The sequence below is a fragment of the Actinokineospora spheciospongiae genome, from assembly GCF_000564855.1.
GTDB lineage: Bacteria > Actinomycetota > Actinomycetes > Mycobacteriales > Pseudonocardiaceae > Actinokineospora > Actinokineospora spheciospongiae.
Window position 1 is genome coordinate 12,938 of record NZ_AYXG01000072.1, and the last position, 16,827, is coordinate 29,764.

Annotated in this window: 13 protein-coding genes; all 13 read left to right on the forward strand. The window is 74.2% G+C overall.

What is annotated here, in order from left to right:
* The first annotated feature begins 85 nt into the window (after positions 1-85).
* The 13 genes from mfd to UO65_RS09510 all read left to right on the forward strand — a co-directional run bounded on the left by mfd (position 86) and on the right by UO65_RS09510 (position 16,666).
* A complete protein-coding gene (gene mfd, locus UO65_RS09450) occupies positions 86-3,676 on the forward strand; it encodes a transcription-repair coupling factor (protein ID WP_035280764.1) in 3,591 nt (1,196 codons plus the stop codon).
* Between the two features lie 90 nt (positions 3,677-3,766).
* Entirely contained in the window at positions 3,767-4,513 is a 747-nt protein-coding gene (locus UO65_RS09455; protein WP_161784443.1) for an ESX secretion-associated protein EspG, read from the forward strand.
* 101 nt (positions 4,514-4,614) lie between these two features.
* A complete protein-coding gene (locus UO65_RS09460) occupies positions 4,615-5,022 on the forward strand; it encodes a hypothetical protein (RefSeq protein WP_035280768.1) in 408 nt (135 codons plus the stop codon).
* Between the two features lie 35 nt (positions 5,023-5,057).
* Positions 5,058-5,603: a DUF3558 family protein gene (locus UO65_RS09465; protein WP_161784444.1), complete on the forward strand. Its 546-nt coding sequence runs from the start codon at positions 5,058-5,060 to the stop codon at positions 5,601-5,603.
* Between the two features lie 275 nt (positions 5,604-5,878).
* On the forward strand, positions 5,879-7,126 hold the full coding sequence (locus tag UO65_RS38575) for a hypothetical protein (RefSeq protein WP_052020952.1): 1,248 nt from the start codon (positions 5,879-5,881) through the stop codon (positions 7,124-7,126).
* 82 nt (positions 7,127-7,208) lie between these two features.
* Positions 7,209-7,535 carry a hypothetical protein gene (locus UO65_RS09475; RefSeq protein ID WP_035280772.1) on the forward strand — a complete coding sequence of 109 codons (327 nt, stop codon included), beginning with the start codon at positions 7,209-7,211 and terminating at the stop codon, positions 7,533-7,535.
* A complete protein-coding gene (locus UO65_RS35700) occupies positions 7,532-8,758 on the forward strand; it encodes a PPE domain-containing protein (RefSeq protein ID WP_035280773.1) in 1,227 nt (408 codons plus the stop codon). The genes UO65_RS09475 and UO65_RS35700 overlap by 4 nt, the downstream gene beginning before the upstream one ends.
* Positions 8,755-9,486, forward strand: coding sequence for an ESX secretion-associated protein EspG (locus UO65_RS35705; protein ID WP_035280776.1), 732 nt, complete (start codon positions 8,755-8,757; stop codon positions 9,484-9,486). The genes UO65_RS35700 and UO65_RS35705 overlap by 4 nt, the downstream gene beginning before the upstream one ends.
* A 93-nt stretch (positions 9,487-9,579) precedes the next feature.
* Entirely contained in the window at positions 9,580-10,572 is a 993-nt protein-coding gene (locus tag UO65_RS09490; RefSeq protein WP_052020953.1) for a hypothetical protein, read from the forward strand.
* A complete protein-coding gene (locus tag UO65_RS09495) occupies positions 10,569-11,543 on the forward strand; it encodes a nucleoside triphosphate pyrophosphohydrolase (RefSeq protein ID WP_052020954.1) in 975 nt (324 codons plus the stop codon). The genes UO65_RS09490 and UO65_RS09495 overlap by 4 nt, the downstream gene beginning before the upstream one ends.
* A gap of 4 nt (positions 11,544-11,547) precedes the next feature.
* On the forward strand, positions 11,548-14,778 hold the full coding sequence (locus UO65_RS09500; protein ID WP_035280778.1) for a S41 family peptidase: 3,231 nt from the start codon (positions 11,548-11,550) through the stop codon (positions 14,776-14,778).
* Positions 14,779-14,854: 76 nt separating this feature from the next.
* Positions 14,855-15,682: a class I SAM-dependent methyltransferase gene (locus UO65_RS09505; protein ID WP_035280780.1), complete on the forward strand. Its 828-nt coding sequence runs from the start codon at positions 14,855-14,857 to the stop codon at positions 15,680-15,682.
* Positions 15,683-15,823: 141 nt separating this feature from the next.
* Positions 15,824-16,666, forward strand: a complete 843-nt coding sequence (locus tag UO65_RS09510) for a lytic transglycosylase domain-containing protein (protein WP_233427503.1) — start codon at positions 15,824-15,826, stop codon at positions 16,664-16,666.
* Positions 16,667-16,827: the final 161 nt, after the last annotated feature.

The following is a 16,827-nucleotide window of genomic DNA, read 5'->3' on the forward strand; positions in this document are numbered from 1 at the left end:
CCCACCGGTGACACCTCCCCGGCAGGGGTATGCCCGCGTCCGAACCCGATGACCACACCCACCTCCGCAAAGGACAGGCGCACTCGTGTCCCAGGCCCCGGCCGTGCTGCACGGCCTTCTCGACACCCTGCTGGCCGACCCGGCCTGCCTGGCCGTGGCCGAGGCGGCCGGTGCCCCGGCGATGGCCATGCAGGGCCCGGTGGCGGCCCGGCCGCTGGTGGTGTCCGCGCTGGTGGGCGCGGGCAGGCCGGTGCTGGCCGTGACCGCCACCGGCCGCGAGGCCGACGACCTCGTCGCCGTCCTCGGCGACCTGCTCGGCCGCGACGCGGTGGCCGACTTCCCGTCCTGGGAGACGCTGCCGCACGAGCGGCTGTCCCCGCGCGCGGACACCGTCGGTGCCCGCCTCGCCGTGCTGCGCAGGCTCGCCCACCCCGAAGAACACCCGGCCGGGCCGCTCAAGGTCGTGGTCTGCACCGTGCGCAGCCTGATCCAGCCGATGGCCCCCGGATTGGGTGAACTCACCCCGGTGCACCTGGAGGTCGGGGCGGAGTCCGACTTCGACGCCGTCCTCGCCCGGCTCGCCGACCTGGCCTACGCCAGGGTCGACATGGTGGAGAAGCGCGGCGAGTTCGCCGTCCGCGGCGGCATCGTCGACCTGTTCCCGCCGACCGCCGTGCACCCGCTGCGGGTGGAGTTCTGGGGCGACGAGGTCTCCGAGATCCGCTCCTTCGCCGTCGCCGACCAGCGGTCGCTGCCCGGGGAGCTCACCGAGGTCACCGCGCCGCCGTGCCGGGAGCTGCTGCTCACCGAGGAGGTCCGCACCCGCGCCGCCGCCCTGGCCGGGCACCACGAGTCCGACGCGCACCTGCACGAGATGCTGACCAAGCTCGCCGAGGGCATCCCGTCCGAGGGCATGGAGGCGCTGATCCCGGCGCTGCTGCCCGGCGAGATGCAGATGCTCACCGACGCCCTCCCCGAGGGCACGCACGTCGTGGTCAACGACCCGGAGAAGGTCCGCACCCGCGCGCACGACCTGGTCCGCACCGGCCAGGAGTTCCTGGAGGCGTCCTGGATGGCCGCCGCGGGTGGCGGCACCGCCCCGATCGACCTGGGCGCCTCGGCCTACCGCGACCTCGGCGACGTCGCCGCGCACGCCAGGGACGCGGGCCGCTGCTGGTGGACGCTGTCGCAGCTCACCGACGAGAACGCGGTCCCGCTCGACGTGCACGCGGTCGAGTCCTACCGCGGCGACATCGCCCGCGCCTTCGCCGACCTGCGCGCGCACACCGCCGCAGGCGGCGCCGCCGTGCTGGTCGTGCCCGGGGCGGGCACCGGCAAGCGCGCGGTCGACCAGCTCGCCGAGGCCGAGGTCACCGCCGCGTTCGCCGAGGACGGGCTGACCGGGGCGCCGCCCGCGGGCCGGGTCACCGTGGTCCGGGCCGGGCTGGAGGACGGGTTCAGCCTGCCCGGGTGCGCCCTGGTCGTGCTCACCGAATCCGACCTCACCGGCGGCAGGCACGGCACCTCCACCCGCGACATGTCGACCAAGATGCCGTCGCGGCGGCGCAACGCGGTCGACCCGCTGGCGCTCAAGCCCGGCGACTACGTGGTGCACGAACAGCACGGCATCGGCCGCTACGTGGAGATGGTGCAGCGCGCCACCAAGGACACCTCCGGCGGCTCGGTCACCCGCGAGTACCTGGTGCTGGAGTACGGCAGCTCCAAGCGCGGACACCCCGGCGACCGGCTGTTCGTGCCCACCGACCAGCTCGACGAGGTCTCCCGCTACGTCGGCGGCGAACTGCCCACGCTGAACAAGCTCGGCGGCTCGGACTGGAAGAACACCAAGGCCAAGGCGAAGAAGGCGGTCAAGCAGATCGCCGCAGAGCTGGTGCAGCTCTACGCCGCCCGGCAGGCCGCCCCCGGCCACGCGTTCGGCCCGGACACCCCGTGGCAGCGCGAGCTGGAGGACGCGTTCCCGTTCACCGAGACCGTCGACCAGCTCGCCGCCATCGACGAGGTCAAGACCGACATGATGCGCGGCGTCCCGATGGACCGGGTCATCTGCGGCGACGTCGGCTACGGCAAGACCGAGATCGCGGTCCGCGCGGCGTTCAAGGCGGTGCAGGACGGCAAGCAGGTCGCCGTGCTGGTGCCCACCACGCTGCTGGCCCAGCAGCACCTGTCCACCTTCGCCGGGCGGATGCACTCGTTCCCGGTCACGGTGAAGGGCCTGTCCCGGTTCACCGACGCGCAGGAGTCCGAGCGCACCGTCGAGGGCCTCGCCGACGGCACGGTCGACATCGTCATCGGCACGCACCGCCTGCTGCAGACCGGCCTGCGCTACAAGGACCTCGGCCTGGTCATCGTGGACGAGGAGCAGCGCTTCGGCGTCGAGCACAAGGAGCACATCAAGGCCCTGCGCACCCACGTCGACGTGCTGACCATGTCGGCCACGCCGATCCCGCGCACCCTGGAGATGTCGCTGGCGGGCATCCGCGAGATGTCGACCATCCTGACCCCGCCCGAGGACCGCCACCCGATCCTCACCTACGTCGGCGCCTACGACGACAAGCAGGTCGCCGCCGCCATCCGCCGCGAACTCCTGCGCGACGGCCAGGTCTTCTTCGTGCACAACCGGGTCTCCTCCATCGAGAAGGCCGCGCGGGCGCTGCGCGAACTCGTCCCCGAGGCCCGGGTGGTGACCGCGCACGGGCAGATGAACGAGGACCGGCTGGAGAAGATCATCCAGGGGTTCTGGGAGCGCGAGCACGACGTGCTGGTGTGCACCACGATCGTCGAGACCGGCCTGGACATCTCCAACGCCAACACCCTCATCGTCGAGCGCGGCGACATGCTCGGCCTGGCCCAGCTGCACCAGCTCCGCGGGCGGGTGGGCCGCGGCCGCGAGCGCGGCTACGCCTACTTCCTGTACCCGCCGGAGTCCCCGCTCACCGAGACCGCGCACGACCGGCTCGCCACCATCGCCCAGAACACCGAACTCGGCGCGGGCATGGCGGTCGCCATGAAGGACCTGGAGATCCGCGGCGCGGGCAACATCCTCGGCGCCGAGCAGTCCGGCCACATCGCGGGCGTCGGCTTCGACCTCTACATCCGCCTGGTCGGCGAAGCGGTGGAGGCCTTCCGCAAGCACGCGGGCGCCCCCGGCGCCGAGGACGAGGAGGAGCTGGCCGACGTCCGCGTCGACCTCCCGGTCGACGCGCACATCCCGCACGACTACGTGCCGGGGGAGCGCCTGCGCCTGGAGGCCTACCGCAAGCTCGCCGCCGCCCCCGACGCCGCGGGCCTGGACGCGGTGCGGGAGGAACTGGTCGACCGCTACGGCGAACTGCCGCAGCCGGTGGTCAACCTCCTCGCCGTCGCCGCCTTCCGCCAGACCTGCCGCGCCCACGGCGTCACCGAGGCCATCGCCCAGGGCAGCAGCATCCGCTTCGCCCCCCTGCCCCTGCGCGACTCCCAACTGGTCCGCCTCAAGCGGCTGCACCCGAAGGCCGTGCACAAGGCGGTCACCAACACCGTCACCGTCCCCCGCCCCACCGAGGGCGCGGCGGGCGGCCGCATGGGCGCCCCGGTCCTGCGCGACCGCGAACTGCTGGACTGGTGCGCGAAGTTCCTGGCGTCCCTGGAGGTCGCCCCCGCCCCGGCAGGCGTCTGACAGCGCTCGCGAGCACCCCGGCCGTGCCGACACGGCCGGGATCGATCGTCTGAGACCCGCGCTCCCGGCCGCTGTGCCACGATGTCGAGCATGCCTCGGATGGAGTGCTCACTCGCCGAACTGGACGCGCTGGGCTCGGCGCTGGACCTGCCGGTGTGGCGCTTCCCGTTCACCACACCGGTGTTCGGCGGCCTCGGCCGGGCCGAGTTGTTCGCCGCGGTCAACACCAGCCTGAGCAGGCGCGGGCTCATCCACCGCGACCGGTTCGACCCCGACCTGGAGGCGGCTCTCCGGCTGTACGCCACCGGTCGCGTGTCCGTCGCGGTCAACGGCATGGCCGGGGCGAAGCAGGTCACCGCCCTCGCGGTGCTCGACGGCACCCGCGGTGTGCTCGCCGTGCTGCGGGACGAACGCGTCGCCTTCCACCCGCTGCCCGCCGAACGCGTGGCCCGCGCCGTGGTCGACACGGTGCCCCCATTGCCTGCTGGACCGGGCACCTCCGTGACCGTGTCCGACGCCCCCGCCGCCCAGCAGTCGCCGACCACTGTCCTGCAGCGCGCCCGCCCTCCCGGCGACCGCGCGGGTCACGACCTCCACGCCGCCCGCCGGATTCTGGCCAGACCACGGCGCGGCGGCGGCGCGTTCCTGATCAGCACCCGGGGCAAGCCCGCCCAACCCGATCCGAGCGAGGCCATCTCCTGGGTCGATACCGACGTGGGCCGCTACGCCGTGACCACCGCCACGGGCCGGGACGGTCGCAGGCACGTGACCTACCTGCCCGCCGACCACGCCCGGCTCGAACGCGAAATCCAGCGCACACTCGCCGAATTCACCTGATCGGAGCAGGGATCGCGATAATCCGACGCGTCGTTTCAAGCCATACAATTGCTGCAGGCCGACTTGTACGGTTTCGTGCTGGGTGTTCGGGGGATGGGGGAATGACGATGAACCTGCCTGCGAGCTTCGCGGGGATCAGTGCCGCCGTGTACCAACTGGGCGTCGCCGCCGACCGGGGGTTCACCGTTTCCGGTCCCGGCGCCGGTGCCCTGATCAGCGCCGTCACGGAGATGCGAGAGGTCGTGGTCGCGGCCCTCGACAACGCTGTGCGGTTCGGTCAGGAACCCGCGTTGGGGCAGACGCCCGCGGCGCAGGTCTACAAGCCGTTCATGGCTTCGATCGCCACCGATCCGGTCCAGGGCTTCATCCCGTTTCTCGAACGCCTGCAACAGGACCTGGTCGATGCCGAGGCGGCATTGCGCAAATCCATGGCGGCTTACGATGGCAGTGATCAGACCGGTACGGGTGTCATCGTCGCTGCGGGCTCTGCGAAGGGCATCGTCACATGATTTGGAGGGTGTCTGTGGGCGCGCGAGAGGTGGCTGTGGCAGCCGTGGTCATCGGGGTGCTCGTCTCCGCTGGGTGCGGTGTTGCCCGGACGTCCGGATCGGCGATTCCAGTACCGGGTCCGGTGTCCACCGATGGCTCGGGGACCGCCACCGGCACGCCGAGTACGACGGTGTCCGCGCCGGAGAAGAGCGATTCGCTGGCGGACGCGGATCCGTGTGATCTGCTGACCTCGGCCGACAAAGCGGTTCTGGGGATCACGAAGTCCGAGGAATCCGAGAAGGTCGGCACTGAGCGGGTCTGCAGGCACCTGACCGCTGATGGGGCTGTCTCACCCGGTATCCGCACCAATGTGGGTCTTGCCGGGATCGTGGTGGATGGTCCGATCAGCGATCTCTCGATCGGTTCGCACCAGGCGAGGCAGATGCGAACCCTCGCCGGTCGTTGCTTCGTCTTTCTCGGTGTGTCCGCGTCGTCGAGGGTGGATGTTCTCGGCAGCGAACTGCGTGGTGATCAGGACGCGGCGTGCGACCTGGCGTTGCGGGCGGCGAAGCTGATCGAGCCGAACCTGCCGGAATCGTAGAGGGGGCGCGGACGATGGCTGAGGACCCTCCATCCGCCGAGGTGGTGCGGAGGTACACGATCCACCTCCACGGTCGGGTGTCGACCGCGCATGAACTGCGTGCGCAGGCCATGGTTGAGAACCTCTTGCGGTACGGGCCCCTTCACGGGGGCCTGAGGGGGATATTGGCCACGCCTGCCGAGACTGACGACAAACTCGACGCCCAGGCTCGGCAGTTGCGGCGGGACACACTGACCCGTTCTGTGCCGGAAGCACCCGGAATCCACTACGAAGGCATGCCGCACCGGCAGTTGTACGACGCGGTGAACACCGGGGTCGACCCGGGCGCCGTGGGGGCGGTGGCCGAGTCGTGGATCGAGGTCGGGAACCGGATGGCCGGGTTCGGTGATCTGGTGGCCAAGGCGATCGGCAGCAGTGAGTCCACGTGGGAGGGTGAGGCCGCGGACAAGGCGCGGTGGGCGCTGGCCGTGTTGGCGAACAAGTCCGGGGAGGCGGGGCGGGCCGCGCAGTTGGCCGGGACGGTCGGGAACCAGCAGGCGCGGGCGTTGACCACCGCGAAGAACTCGGTGCCGCCCCCGCCGGACCCGCCCTACGACCCCCTTTCCGCCGCCCGGCACTTGCAGACGATCACCGATCCGGTGGCCTACGCCCAGCAGGCGCAGCAGGACCAGCAGCGGGCCGCCGCTCAGGACGCGGCGCACAAGCAGGCCGCGCAGGCGGTGCGGACCTACGACCAGACGCTGACCGCGACCGCGTCCGCCGCTCCCGCGTTCGCCCCGGCGCCGCCCGTCGTGGACCCCGGCGGTGGCGGTGGACCCGGCGGGATCGGTGGACCCGGCGGGGTCGGCCCGCGGGGCGGGGCGGGTGGCCCGGGCGGTGGCATCGGGGAGCCCGCACCGGTCGCGCCGGGGTCGGACTCGACCGGCGGACCGGGTTCTCAGGGTGGCCCCGGCCGACCCGGGGGCGGCCCCGTCACCCCGGTTGTCGGCGGGTCCGCTCCGGATGTCGGCGGGGCGCCGGGGCAGACCGTCAGTTCGGGAGCGGGATCGGTCAACGCCGCGACCGGTGGCGTTGGCCTCGGACCGGAGGTGCGCGACGGTGCCGGTCGCAGGCCCGACGGTCTGTCGTGGGGGCTCGGGGCAGGCGGTCCTGGTCCTGCGGGCGGGGCTGGTCTCGGCGGTGGGTCGGTGCGTGGTGGGGCGGGGCGCGGCGGGTTCGGTGGGGAGTCCGGTGGGTTCGGTGGCAAGAGCACCGGCGGTGGGGCTGGTTCCGGTGGGCCGGGAACGGGTGCCCGCGTCGGTGCGTCCCACCCCGGCGGACCGGTCGGAGCGGGCGGTTCGCCCACCGCTCGCGGTGCCGGGCGACCCGGTGCGGCAGGGGTGGGTGCGGGTGCCGGGAGCGGGGCCCGTGGTTCCGGGAACGACGACCTCGAGCACCAGCGTCCCGACTACCTGCTGGAGGCCGACCCGGATGGGCTCTTCGGCACCGACGAGCCCACCGCTCCCCCGGTGATCGGTCTGTAGCGACGCCCAGCGGTTCGTAACGACCCGTCGTCGCCGGGCGAAGTTGTCCACGTCGGTGCGTGCGGGTGGGTGAGGTGGGGTTGTGTCCGGTTCCGGTTTCCTGGCGGTCGACCCGGGTGCGGCTGAACGGGCCGCGGCGGCGTGCCGGGGGCAGATCGCCCGGTTGGACGAGCACATCCGGGCCGTGCGGGACCTGGTGGACCCCGACTTCGGGGCGTGTGCGCTGGGGCGGGGGTTGACGGGCAAGTTCACCGACAAGCGCACCGCCTCCGACGGGTTGATCGCCCGGCTGGTGCTGGCGCGCTCCGGGCTCGACGCCGCCGCCCGGCACTTCGAGTCGACCGCGCGGGCCTACCGCGACAACGAGGAGGGCGCTGCCGCGGCGCTGCGCGAGGTGGGGCGGGCATGAGCGCCGACCACGTGCGGTCCGACGAGGACCTGCCCGCCCGGTTGCGGCGGATCGCCGCCGACTTCGACGCCTCGGTGGCGGGGTACGACCCGGCGTCCATCCGGGCCGTGGACAACTGGCGGGCCTGGCGGCACCGGGACATGGTGGCGCTGGTCGACCGGATCACCTCCGGCACCGGTGGCACCCCGGGGCACGAGTGGAGCCGCATCGGCGCGCGGATCACCGAGGACTTCGCCGCCTTCGACCGGGAGCTGTCGGCGGCGCTGGGCTCGGGGTGGCGGGGTGCGGCGGCTGATTCCGCCGCCGCGGCCACCACCCCGGTCGGCGCCTGGGGGCAGGCCCTGGGGCAGGTCACCGCCGTCACCGGGATTCGGATGCTCGCCGCGGACCTCGCCGCCCGGCAGGCGAAGACGAACCTGCCGGAGCCGCGGGACCTCGACTGGCAGCGGGCGCTGTTCAGCCCCACCCCGGAGCAGGACCTGTTCGACCAGCACACCGAGCTGGAGAACGCGAAGGCCGAGGCGGTCCGGGTGATGGACGCGTTCATCACCGCCGGGTACCGCGAGGCCGACGCGACCGTTCCCGCCTTCCCCGACCCGCCCGGCCTGGTCCGGGGGGCCGCCCCGGTCGAGTACGGCCCCGGCGGCGCGTACGCGGGCACCCCGGTCGACGGCGGCGGCTATCCCATGTGGACTGGTCTCGGCGTCCCGGTGCCGTACACCGAGCCCGTCACCGCCGCCCCCGTGGACCCGGCGCAGGTCCAGGCCCCGGCGCCGACCGCGCACCAGCCCCCGGTCGCCGCCCCCGTCGACCTGGCGATCAGCCAGGAGGTCACCACCCAGACCTCCGCCGCGAGCGTCTTCGGGCCCGGTGGCGCTCCCGCCGCGGCCTCCGCCGGTGGTCAGGGCGGTCCCGCGGGCGGCGGCCCGGTGGCGCCCACGCCCTCCCAGGATGCGGTGAACGGCGGTGCCGCGGTCGGTTCCCGCCGGGGCCCGGTGCAGCCCGGCACCACGCAGGCGTTCGCCCGCCCGCTCGCCGAGGCCCCGCGCCCCGCCGCGGCCGCGTCCGGTGCCGCGGGCATGCCCATGGGCGGCGGCGGTGCGGGTGGCCGGCCCGAGGGCGACGCCGAGCACCGCTCCCGGTACGTGGTCGAGGAGGACAAGGACGACCTGTTCAGCCACGGCCTGTCCTCCGTCACCCCGGTGATCGGCGAGACCCGGTGACCACCGCGACCCGCGACTGGACCCTTACCCCGGAACAACTGGCCCAGCTCTGGGACCGCACGGGCCTCGACGTGCTCCCGTACCCGGTCCAGGTCCGCCGCCACGGCCTGACCGAGGCCGAGGCCGCCGTCGCGGGCGGGAGGGTGCGGGCCGGGCTGCGCGCCTCCGGCCTCCTCGACCGCCACGGCCGCCCGAGCCCGGACCTGGAATCCGCCCTGCGGCTGCTGGCCGCCCCGGAGGCCGCGGTGGACTCCGTGTGGCTCAACGCCCGCGGCGCGGGCTCCCCGTACCGGGCCCTGGCCGCCAGGACCGGGCGGCGGGCCGTCCTCGCCCTGCAGGCCCCGGGCCCCGACCAACTCACCGGCGGCCCGATCACCCTGCGCGACATCAGCGTCTCCGCCCTGGTCGACGCGGTCGTCCGCGGCATCCCGCCCGCCCCGCCGGGTCGGCGCCCCGGTGGGCGCTGGCCCGAGGACCGGGCGGAGCAGGCCAGGCCGTTCACCGACCTCGTCCGCGCCCCCCGGACCAGGGCGGGCCAGTTCGGCGTGCGGGTGGACCGCGCGCGGGGCCCGGTGCTGTCCTGGTTCGACGTCCCGGGGGACGGCCGCTACGCCCTGGTGCGGACCCCGCGACCGGGTGGCGCCGGGTGGGTGGCGGTCCACCCCGCCGACGCGCCGACCCTATGCCGGAGCCTGATCGAGATCCTGGACCGGACCGCGCGGGGCTGACGCGCCCGACCCGGCTGTGACCAGGCCACGAAGCTCATCGCCCGAACGGGTGCTCGTGCGTCGCTCAGCGTGGTTGTGAGAGGGTGTGCCACTGTGACCACAGTCATCCGCCGCCGGGGCGCTGCCGCCGTGCTGACCGTCGTCCTCGGGCTCGTGCTCGGCTCCTGCGCCTCCGGGCCGAGCCAGGTCAACGCCGCCGCGATCGTCGACGGGCGGACGATCGGGGTGGGGCAGGTGCAGGAACTCGTGGACCGGGCCGTCAAGGCCGAGCCCGCCGCGCAGACCCTCGCCGACCAGCACAAGCTCGGGGACCTCTCGCGCGAGGTGCTGACCCAGCTCGTGATGCACGAGCTGATCACCTCCTACACCGCGCAGAACCCGGTGACCGTCGACCCCGCGCAGCTCTCGCAGGTGGCCGAGCAGATCCGGGCCAGCACCGAGCCGCTGCCGACCGACGGGACCGCGGCACCGGAGGCGATCGTGGCCACCGCGGCGACGAAGGTGTTCGAGCCGGAGTTCCTGGCCCGCGACTACCTGGCGCTCGCCGCGATCGGCGACCGGGAGCTGAACTCGGTCAAGGTCACCTTCGACTACGCCGTGCTGGCCCCCGGCCAGGACGGGGCCACCGGGTCGCTGCGGGAGAAGGCGCTGGCCAAGGCCCGGCAGCTCGCGGTGGGCCTGGACCGGGCGGCGGCGGTGCAGAAGCAGGACACCGCCGACGGCGAGTTGCAGTGGGAGACCATCACCACCACCCCCACTGCGCAGGAGGGGCTGGAGTCCTCGGCCCTGTTCGGCACCGGGCCCAACACCGTGGTCGCGTTCCAGCCGAACCAGCAGAACGCGTCGTGGATCATCGCGCTGATCCGCGAGCGCGAGGTGTCCGCGCCGCAGGCCGGTGCGGCGAAGAACCCGCTGCAGGTCGCCATCCCGTTCGGGCAGCGCGTGCTGCAGTCGTGGGTCGACCGGGTCGGGGTGAAGATCAGCCCCCGCTACGGCGTGTTCGACCAGGTCGCCATGCGGCTGGCGGCGGGGGACGCGGAGTCCACCGGTGTGCTGGTGCCGGTGAAGGTCGACGCGAAGCCGTGAGCGCGCCCCACCAGGGCAGCGTGGTGGTACTGGCCGCCGAAGGGGTCCTCCCCTCGGCGGCCTTGCCGTCGCTGCGGGCCGCCGCGCACCTGTTCGCCACCGACCCCGCCCTCGGCGACCCGCCCCCGGGGGCGCTGGTCGAGCTGGCCGCCGCCGAACCCGTGGTGCTCGTCGTCGACGACCTCGACCTCCCCGCCGCGAAGGCGCTGACCGCGCTCGGGGTGCCGGTGCTCGCCGCCCCCGGGACCGGGTTGCTGGCCGCCGCCCGGGTGATGGACGTGCTGCGCTCCCCGGGCGGGTGCCCGTGGGACGCCGAGCAGACGCACGCGTCGCTGCGGCAGTACCTGGTCGAGGAGTGCTACGAGCTGCTCGACGCCATCGACGAGGGTGACCGGGTGGCGCTGCGCGAGGAACTCGGCGACGTGCTGCTCCAGGTCCTGTTCCACGCCAGGGTGGCCGAGGAGGACGCGGCCGACCCGTTCACCGTCGACGACGTGGCCCGCGACCTGGTGACCAAGCTGGTCGGGCGGCACCCGCACGTGTTCTCCGGCGGTGACCCGGCCGTGCGCGACGCGGGCACCCAGGAGCTGCGCTGGGAGGAGTTGAAGCAGACCGAGAAGCGCCGCGAGTCCTGTGTGGACGGCGTGGCGTCCGGTCAGCCCGCGCTCGCCCTGGCCGCGAAGCTCACCCAGCGCACCGCCCGGGCGAACCTGCCCGCCGACCTGCTCCCGGCGGGCGAGGACGTCGGCGCGCGGCTGTTCGCCACCGCCGCGCGGGCCAGGCTCGACGGCACCGACCCCGAGGACGCCGCCCGCGCCGTCGCCCGGCGGTTCACCGCCGACGTGCGGGCCGCGGAACTCGCCGCCAGGGCCGACGGGGTGGACCCGGCCCGGATGGACCACGACGGCTGGCGCCGGTACTGGCCCGCTCGGGAAAGCCAGGACGGGACCCGGCCCCGGTCGCTAATTTGACGGGGTGACCGACGCCTATCTCAGATTCCCCCACCTGCACGCGGGCCTGATCACCTTCGTGGCCGAGGACGACGTCTGGTCGGCCCCGCTCGACGGCGGCCGGGCGTGGCGGGTCAGCGCCGACCGGGTACCGGTGGACAACCCCCGGTTCTCCCCGGACGGCGGCCTGATCGCCTGGACCAGCACCCGCGACGTCGAACCCGAGGTGCACGTCGCCCCGGTCGACGGCGGCCCGAGCACCCGGCTGACGCACTGGGGCGACGTGGCGACCCAGGTGCTGGGCTGGCTGCCCGACGGCCGGGTCCTCGCCCGCAGCGCCACCGGGGAGCACTCCACCCGGCGCACCTGGGCCTACGCGGTGCCGGTCGAGCCGGGCCCGGCCGAGCGGCTGCCGCACGGCCCGGTCGGCGCCCTGCAGGTGGCGGGCACCGGCGCGGTCCTGCTCGGCTCGGTGATCTCCCGCGAGCCCGCCTGGTGGAAGCGCTACCGGGGCGGCACCGCGGGCAAGGTCTGGGTCGACCCGGACGGGACCGGCGGCTTCACCCGCATCCTGTCCGATGTGGACGGACACCTGGTGTCGCCGATGTGGGTGGGCGGCCGGATCGCGTTCCTGTCCGACCACGAGGGCGTCGGCAACCTCTACTCCTGCGCCGCCGACGGCACCGACCTGCGCAAGCACAGCGACCACGAGTTCTACGCCCGCAACGCCAGCACCGACGGCACGCGGGTGGTCTACCACTCGGCGGGCGCGGTGTGGCTGGTCGAGGGCCTCGACGCGGAGCCGAGGAAGCTGGACGTCCGCCTCGGCGGGCCGCGCAACGCCCGCGCCCCGCACCCGGTCGTCCCGTCCCGGCACCTGGGCGCGGTGGGCGTGGACCGCACCGGCCGGGCCAGCGCGGTCGAGGTCCGCGGCACCGTGCACTGGCTGACCCACCGCGACGGCCCGGTCCGCGCGCTGTCGGTGGAACCCGGGGTGCGCGCCCGGCTCCCCGTGGTGCTCGGCGGCACCGGCGAGGCGGTGTGGGTCACCGATGCCGATGGTGAGGACGCCCTGGAGTTCGGGCCGGTCGCCGGGCGCGAACCCGGGGTGGAACCGCGCCGGATCGGGCTGGGTCAGCTCGGCCGGGTGCTGGAGCTGGCCGCGTCCCCGGACGGCCGCCGCGTCGCCGCGGTCACCCACGACTCGCGGCTGCTGCTGGTCGACGTGGACAGCGGCGAGCTGGACGAGGTGGCCCGCTCGGAGTCCGGCGAGCCGCAGGACCTGGCGTTCTCCCCGGACTCGACCTGGCTGGCCTGGTCGCACCCCGGACCGGAGCCGCTGCGGCAGATCCGCATGGTCAACACCAGCGACCGCTCGGTGGTCGAGGTGACCGGCATGCGCTTCGCCGACTCCGACCCGGCGTTCACCCTCGACGGCAAGCACCTGGCGTTCCTCTCCGCCCGCAGCTTCGACCCGATCTACGACGTGCACGTGTTCGACCTGTCCTTCGCCAGCGGCTCGCGCCCCTACCTGGTGCCGCTGGCCGCCGCCACGCCGTCCCCGTTCGCCCCGGTCCGCGAGGGCCGCCCGTTCGGCGCCGACGACGACCGCAAGGACGACAAGGACGGCCGCGACGGCGGTGATCCCCCCTCCGGCAGCGGCCACGACGCCCCGCGCACCACCGTCGACGTCGAGGGCATCGCCGAGCGGGTCATCGCCTTCCCGGTGCCGACCGCCCGCTACTCGCGGCTGTTCGCGGCCAAGGGCGGCGTGCTGTGGCTGCGCGACCCGGTCCGCGGCAGCCTCGGCGACGACCTCGACGAGCTGGGCGAGCCCGCCCCGCGCTCGGTGCTGGAGCGCTTCGACCTGGCCAAGCTCAAGACCGACGTGCTCGTCGAAGCCCTGGACCGGGTGTGGCCCAGCGGCGACGGCACGCGCATCGCCGTCCGCGACGGCGCCCGGCTGCGGGTGCTGCCCGCCGACCGCAAGGCCGACCCGGAGGAGGGCGGCGAGGACAACATCACCGTCGACCTCAACCGGGTCCGGGTCACTGTCGACCCGGCGGGGGAGTGGCGGCAGGCCTTCGACGAGACCGGCCGCCTGATGCGCGACCACTTCTGGCGCGCGGACATGAACGGCGTCGACTGGGCGGGCGTGCTCGACCGCTACCGCCCGCTGGTGGAGACCGTGGGCTCGCACGACGAGCTGGTCGACCTGCTCTGGGAGGTGCACGGCGAACTGGGCACCTCGCACTCCTACGTGATGCCGCCGGGCGGGCAGGCCGACGGCAAGCGCAGGCTCGGCCTGCTCGGCGCCGACCTCACCCGCGACGACGACGGCGCCTGGCGGGTCGCCGCCATCGTCCCCGGCGACAGCTCCGACCCCAGGGCCCGCTCCCCGCTGCGCGCCCCCGGCGTCGCGGTCCGCGCGGGCGACGCGGTCACCGCCGTCGACGGCCGCCCGGTCGACCCGGCCACCGGCCCCGCGGCGCTGCTCGCCGGGACCGCGGGCCGCCCGGTGGAGCTGACCGTGGCCCCCGGCTCCGGCGGCGCGAAGCGGCGGGTGGTCGTGGTGCCGCTGCTCGACGACATGCCGCTGCGCTACCAGGCCTGGGTTGCCGGGCGCCGCGCGCACGTGCACGCGGCCACCGGCGGTCGCGTCGGCTACCTGCACGTGCCCGACATGGTCGCCACCGGGTGGGCGCAACTGCACCGCGACCTGCGGCTGGAGCTGCGCCGGGACGCGGTGATCGTCGACCTGCGGGAGAACCGCGGTGGACACCTGTCGCAACTCGTGGTGGAGAAGCTGGCCCGCAAGGTCATCGGCTGGAACATCGCCCGCGACGGCTACGCCGAGGAGACCTACCCGCAGGACGCCCCGCGCGGCCCGGTCATCGCGGTCGCCGACCAGTTCTCCGGTTCCGACGGCGACATCGTCAACGCCGCGATCAAGGCCCTGGGCATCGCGCCGGTCGTCGGCGTGCGCACCTGGGGCGGGGTCATCGGCATGGACATGCGCTACCGGCTCGTCGACGGCACCCTCGTCACCCAACCCCGCTACGCCATCCACCTCGACGGCGTGGGCTGGGGCCTGGAGAACCGCGGCGTGGACCCGGACGTGGAGGTCGTCATGGCCCCGCAGGACCACGCCGCGGGCCGCGACACGCAGTTGGACAAGGCCATCGAGCTGGCGCTCGCGGAGCTGGAGACCCGCCCGGCGGTGACCCCGCCGGAACTGCCGCCACTGCCCCGGTAGGACGGCGGACCAGCAGGACAGCGGATCGTTGCCGGTTCGTCCCCGCGCGTCGGGGACGAACCGGCATCATGGCCGCATGGACCCCGCCACCGCCCGCATGATCCAGGCCATCGAGGCCAACTGGGACGTGCGCACCCCCGTGCACGTGGACAGCCAGTTCTACGACGTGGCCCACCGCGACCCGGCGGATTGGTTCGCCGACTTCGAGTGGGACGACCTCGGCGAGCTGGCGGGCAGGCACGTCGCCCACCTGCAGTGCCACATCGGCGCGGAGACCCTGGCGTTCGCCGCGAAGGGCGCGCACACCGTCGGCCTCGACATCTCCGGGGAGTCGGTGCGCGCCGCCCGCGAGCTGGCCGAGGGCGCGGGCGCCGAGGTCACCTACGTCAAGGCCGACGTCCACGACGCCGTCTCCGCCCTCGGCGCGGAGCGGTTCGACGTCGTCTACACCGGCAAGGGCGCCGTCTGCTACCTGCCGGACCTCGACGCCTGGGCCACCCAGGTCGCGGGCCTGCTCAAGCCGGGCGGCACCTTCTACCTGGTCGAGTTCCACCCCCTGCTCAACGCCCTGAGCCCGGTCCCCAGCCCGGACGGCGACGAGTCCCTGCTGCTGCGCCACGACTACCTCGGCGGCCGCGGCGCCATCGAGCGCGACGGCACCCACACCTACACCGACGGCCCGGCGCTGGCGGAGGCCATCACCCACCACGAGTGGGCGCACGGCATCGGCGAGGTCGTCACCGCCCTGGTCGGCGCGGGCCTGCGGATCACCCTGCTGCGCGAGACCGAGCGCCTGCCGTGGCCGCGCTGGTCCACCATGACCCCGGACGCGGGCTGGTTCTCCCTGCCCGCCGAAGCCCCCCGCATCCCGCTGATCTACGCCCTGCGGGCCACCCGCCCGTGACGGATTCAGGCCGCCCACCCACCAGCCGCGCCCGCGTCCGCGCAGGTGGAACGGGTCGCGGCCCGACCTACCGCCGGTACGTCACCTCTTCGGGGTCAGGTTCGGTCGAACCTGCCCCGATGGGGACGTAGCCTGGATTTCGTGGCCGCATCCCCGACACCCCCGCCGACCACGTACCCGGAAGCCCCCCAGCCCGGGCCGACGTCGTCCCCGCCGCCCCGCCCCCGCCTGCGCGGGGTCGGCCGGGTGGCGGTGGTCCTCGCCGTCCTCGTCCTCGGCGCGGGCTTCGTGGTGTTCATCAGGTCGGCGGGCGAGGACCCCTCGTCCCGCGCCCGCCCGTACCGCTTCGTGGTGCCCGCCGTGAGCGTCGCCCCCGGCACCGCCGTCCCCACCCCCCGCCCCGTCCCCACCACCGACCGGGCGGCCTGGCTGGAGCGCATGGCCGACCGCACCGACATGCCGGTGCGCACCGTGCAGGCCTACGTGGAGGCCGAGGCCCGCACCCGCACCGCCACCCCCGGCTGCAACCTCACCTGGATCACCCTCGCGGGCGTCGGCCGGGTCGAGTCCCACCACGGCCTCTACAACGGCACCGAGGTCGGCCCCGACGGCGACCTGACCAAACCCATCGTCGGCGTCCCCCTCGACGGCTCCCCCGGCGTCCAGGCCATCCCCGACACCGACCAGGGCCGCCTCGACGGCGACCCCGTCTGGGACCGCGCCGTCGGCTCGATGCAGTTCCTCCCCAGCACCTGGACCCGCTGGTCACAACGCTCCAACGGCGACGGCCGCCCGGCCAACCCCCAGAACGTCGACGACGCCGCCCTCACCGCCGCCCGCTACCTGTGCGCCAGCGGCGGCGACCTGGCCACCGGCCAGGGCTGGTGGAAGGCCATCCTCACCTACAACGCCTCGAACAAGTACGCCCGAGACGTCTACAGCGGCGTCGACGCCTACGCCAAGAAGACCGTGGAACTGGGCTAGAGCCCGCCCCCAACGCAGGCAGGCCACCCCGAAAACCGCCGCCCCGGCGAGCCAACTGCCCGGGTGGGTGGATGTGTTTGATCAGCCAGCCACCCCCGAAACCGCCAGCCTGGCGAGCGAACTGCCCGGGTGGGTGGATGTGTTTGGCCGGGGGTGGCGAT

What these genes read in the sequence shown, in the direction of transcription:
- UO65_RS09460 (WP_035280768.1), top strand. Translation starts at nt 4,615, where the DNA reads ATGACGATGAACCTGCCTGCGAGCTTCGCGGGGATCAGTGCCGCCGTG.
- UO65_RS38575 (WP_052020952.1), top strand. Translation starts at nt 5,879, where the DNA reads ATGCCGCACCGGCAGTTGTACGACGCGGTGAACACCGGGGTCGACCCG.
- UO65_RS09505 (WP_035280780.1), top strand. Translation starts at nt 14,855, where the DNA reads ATGGACCCCGCCACCGCCCGCATGATCCAGGCCATCGAGGCCAACTGG.
- UO65_RS09455 (WP_161784443.1), top strand. Translation starts at nt 3,767, where the DNA reads ATGCCTCGGATGGAGTGCTCACTCGCCGAACTGGACGCGCTGGGCTCG.
- UO65_RS35700 (WP_035280773.1), top strand. Translation starts at nt 7,532, where the DNA reads ATGAGCGCCGACCACGTGCGGTCCGACGAGGACCTGCCCGCCCGGTTG.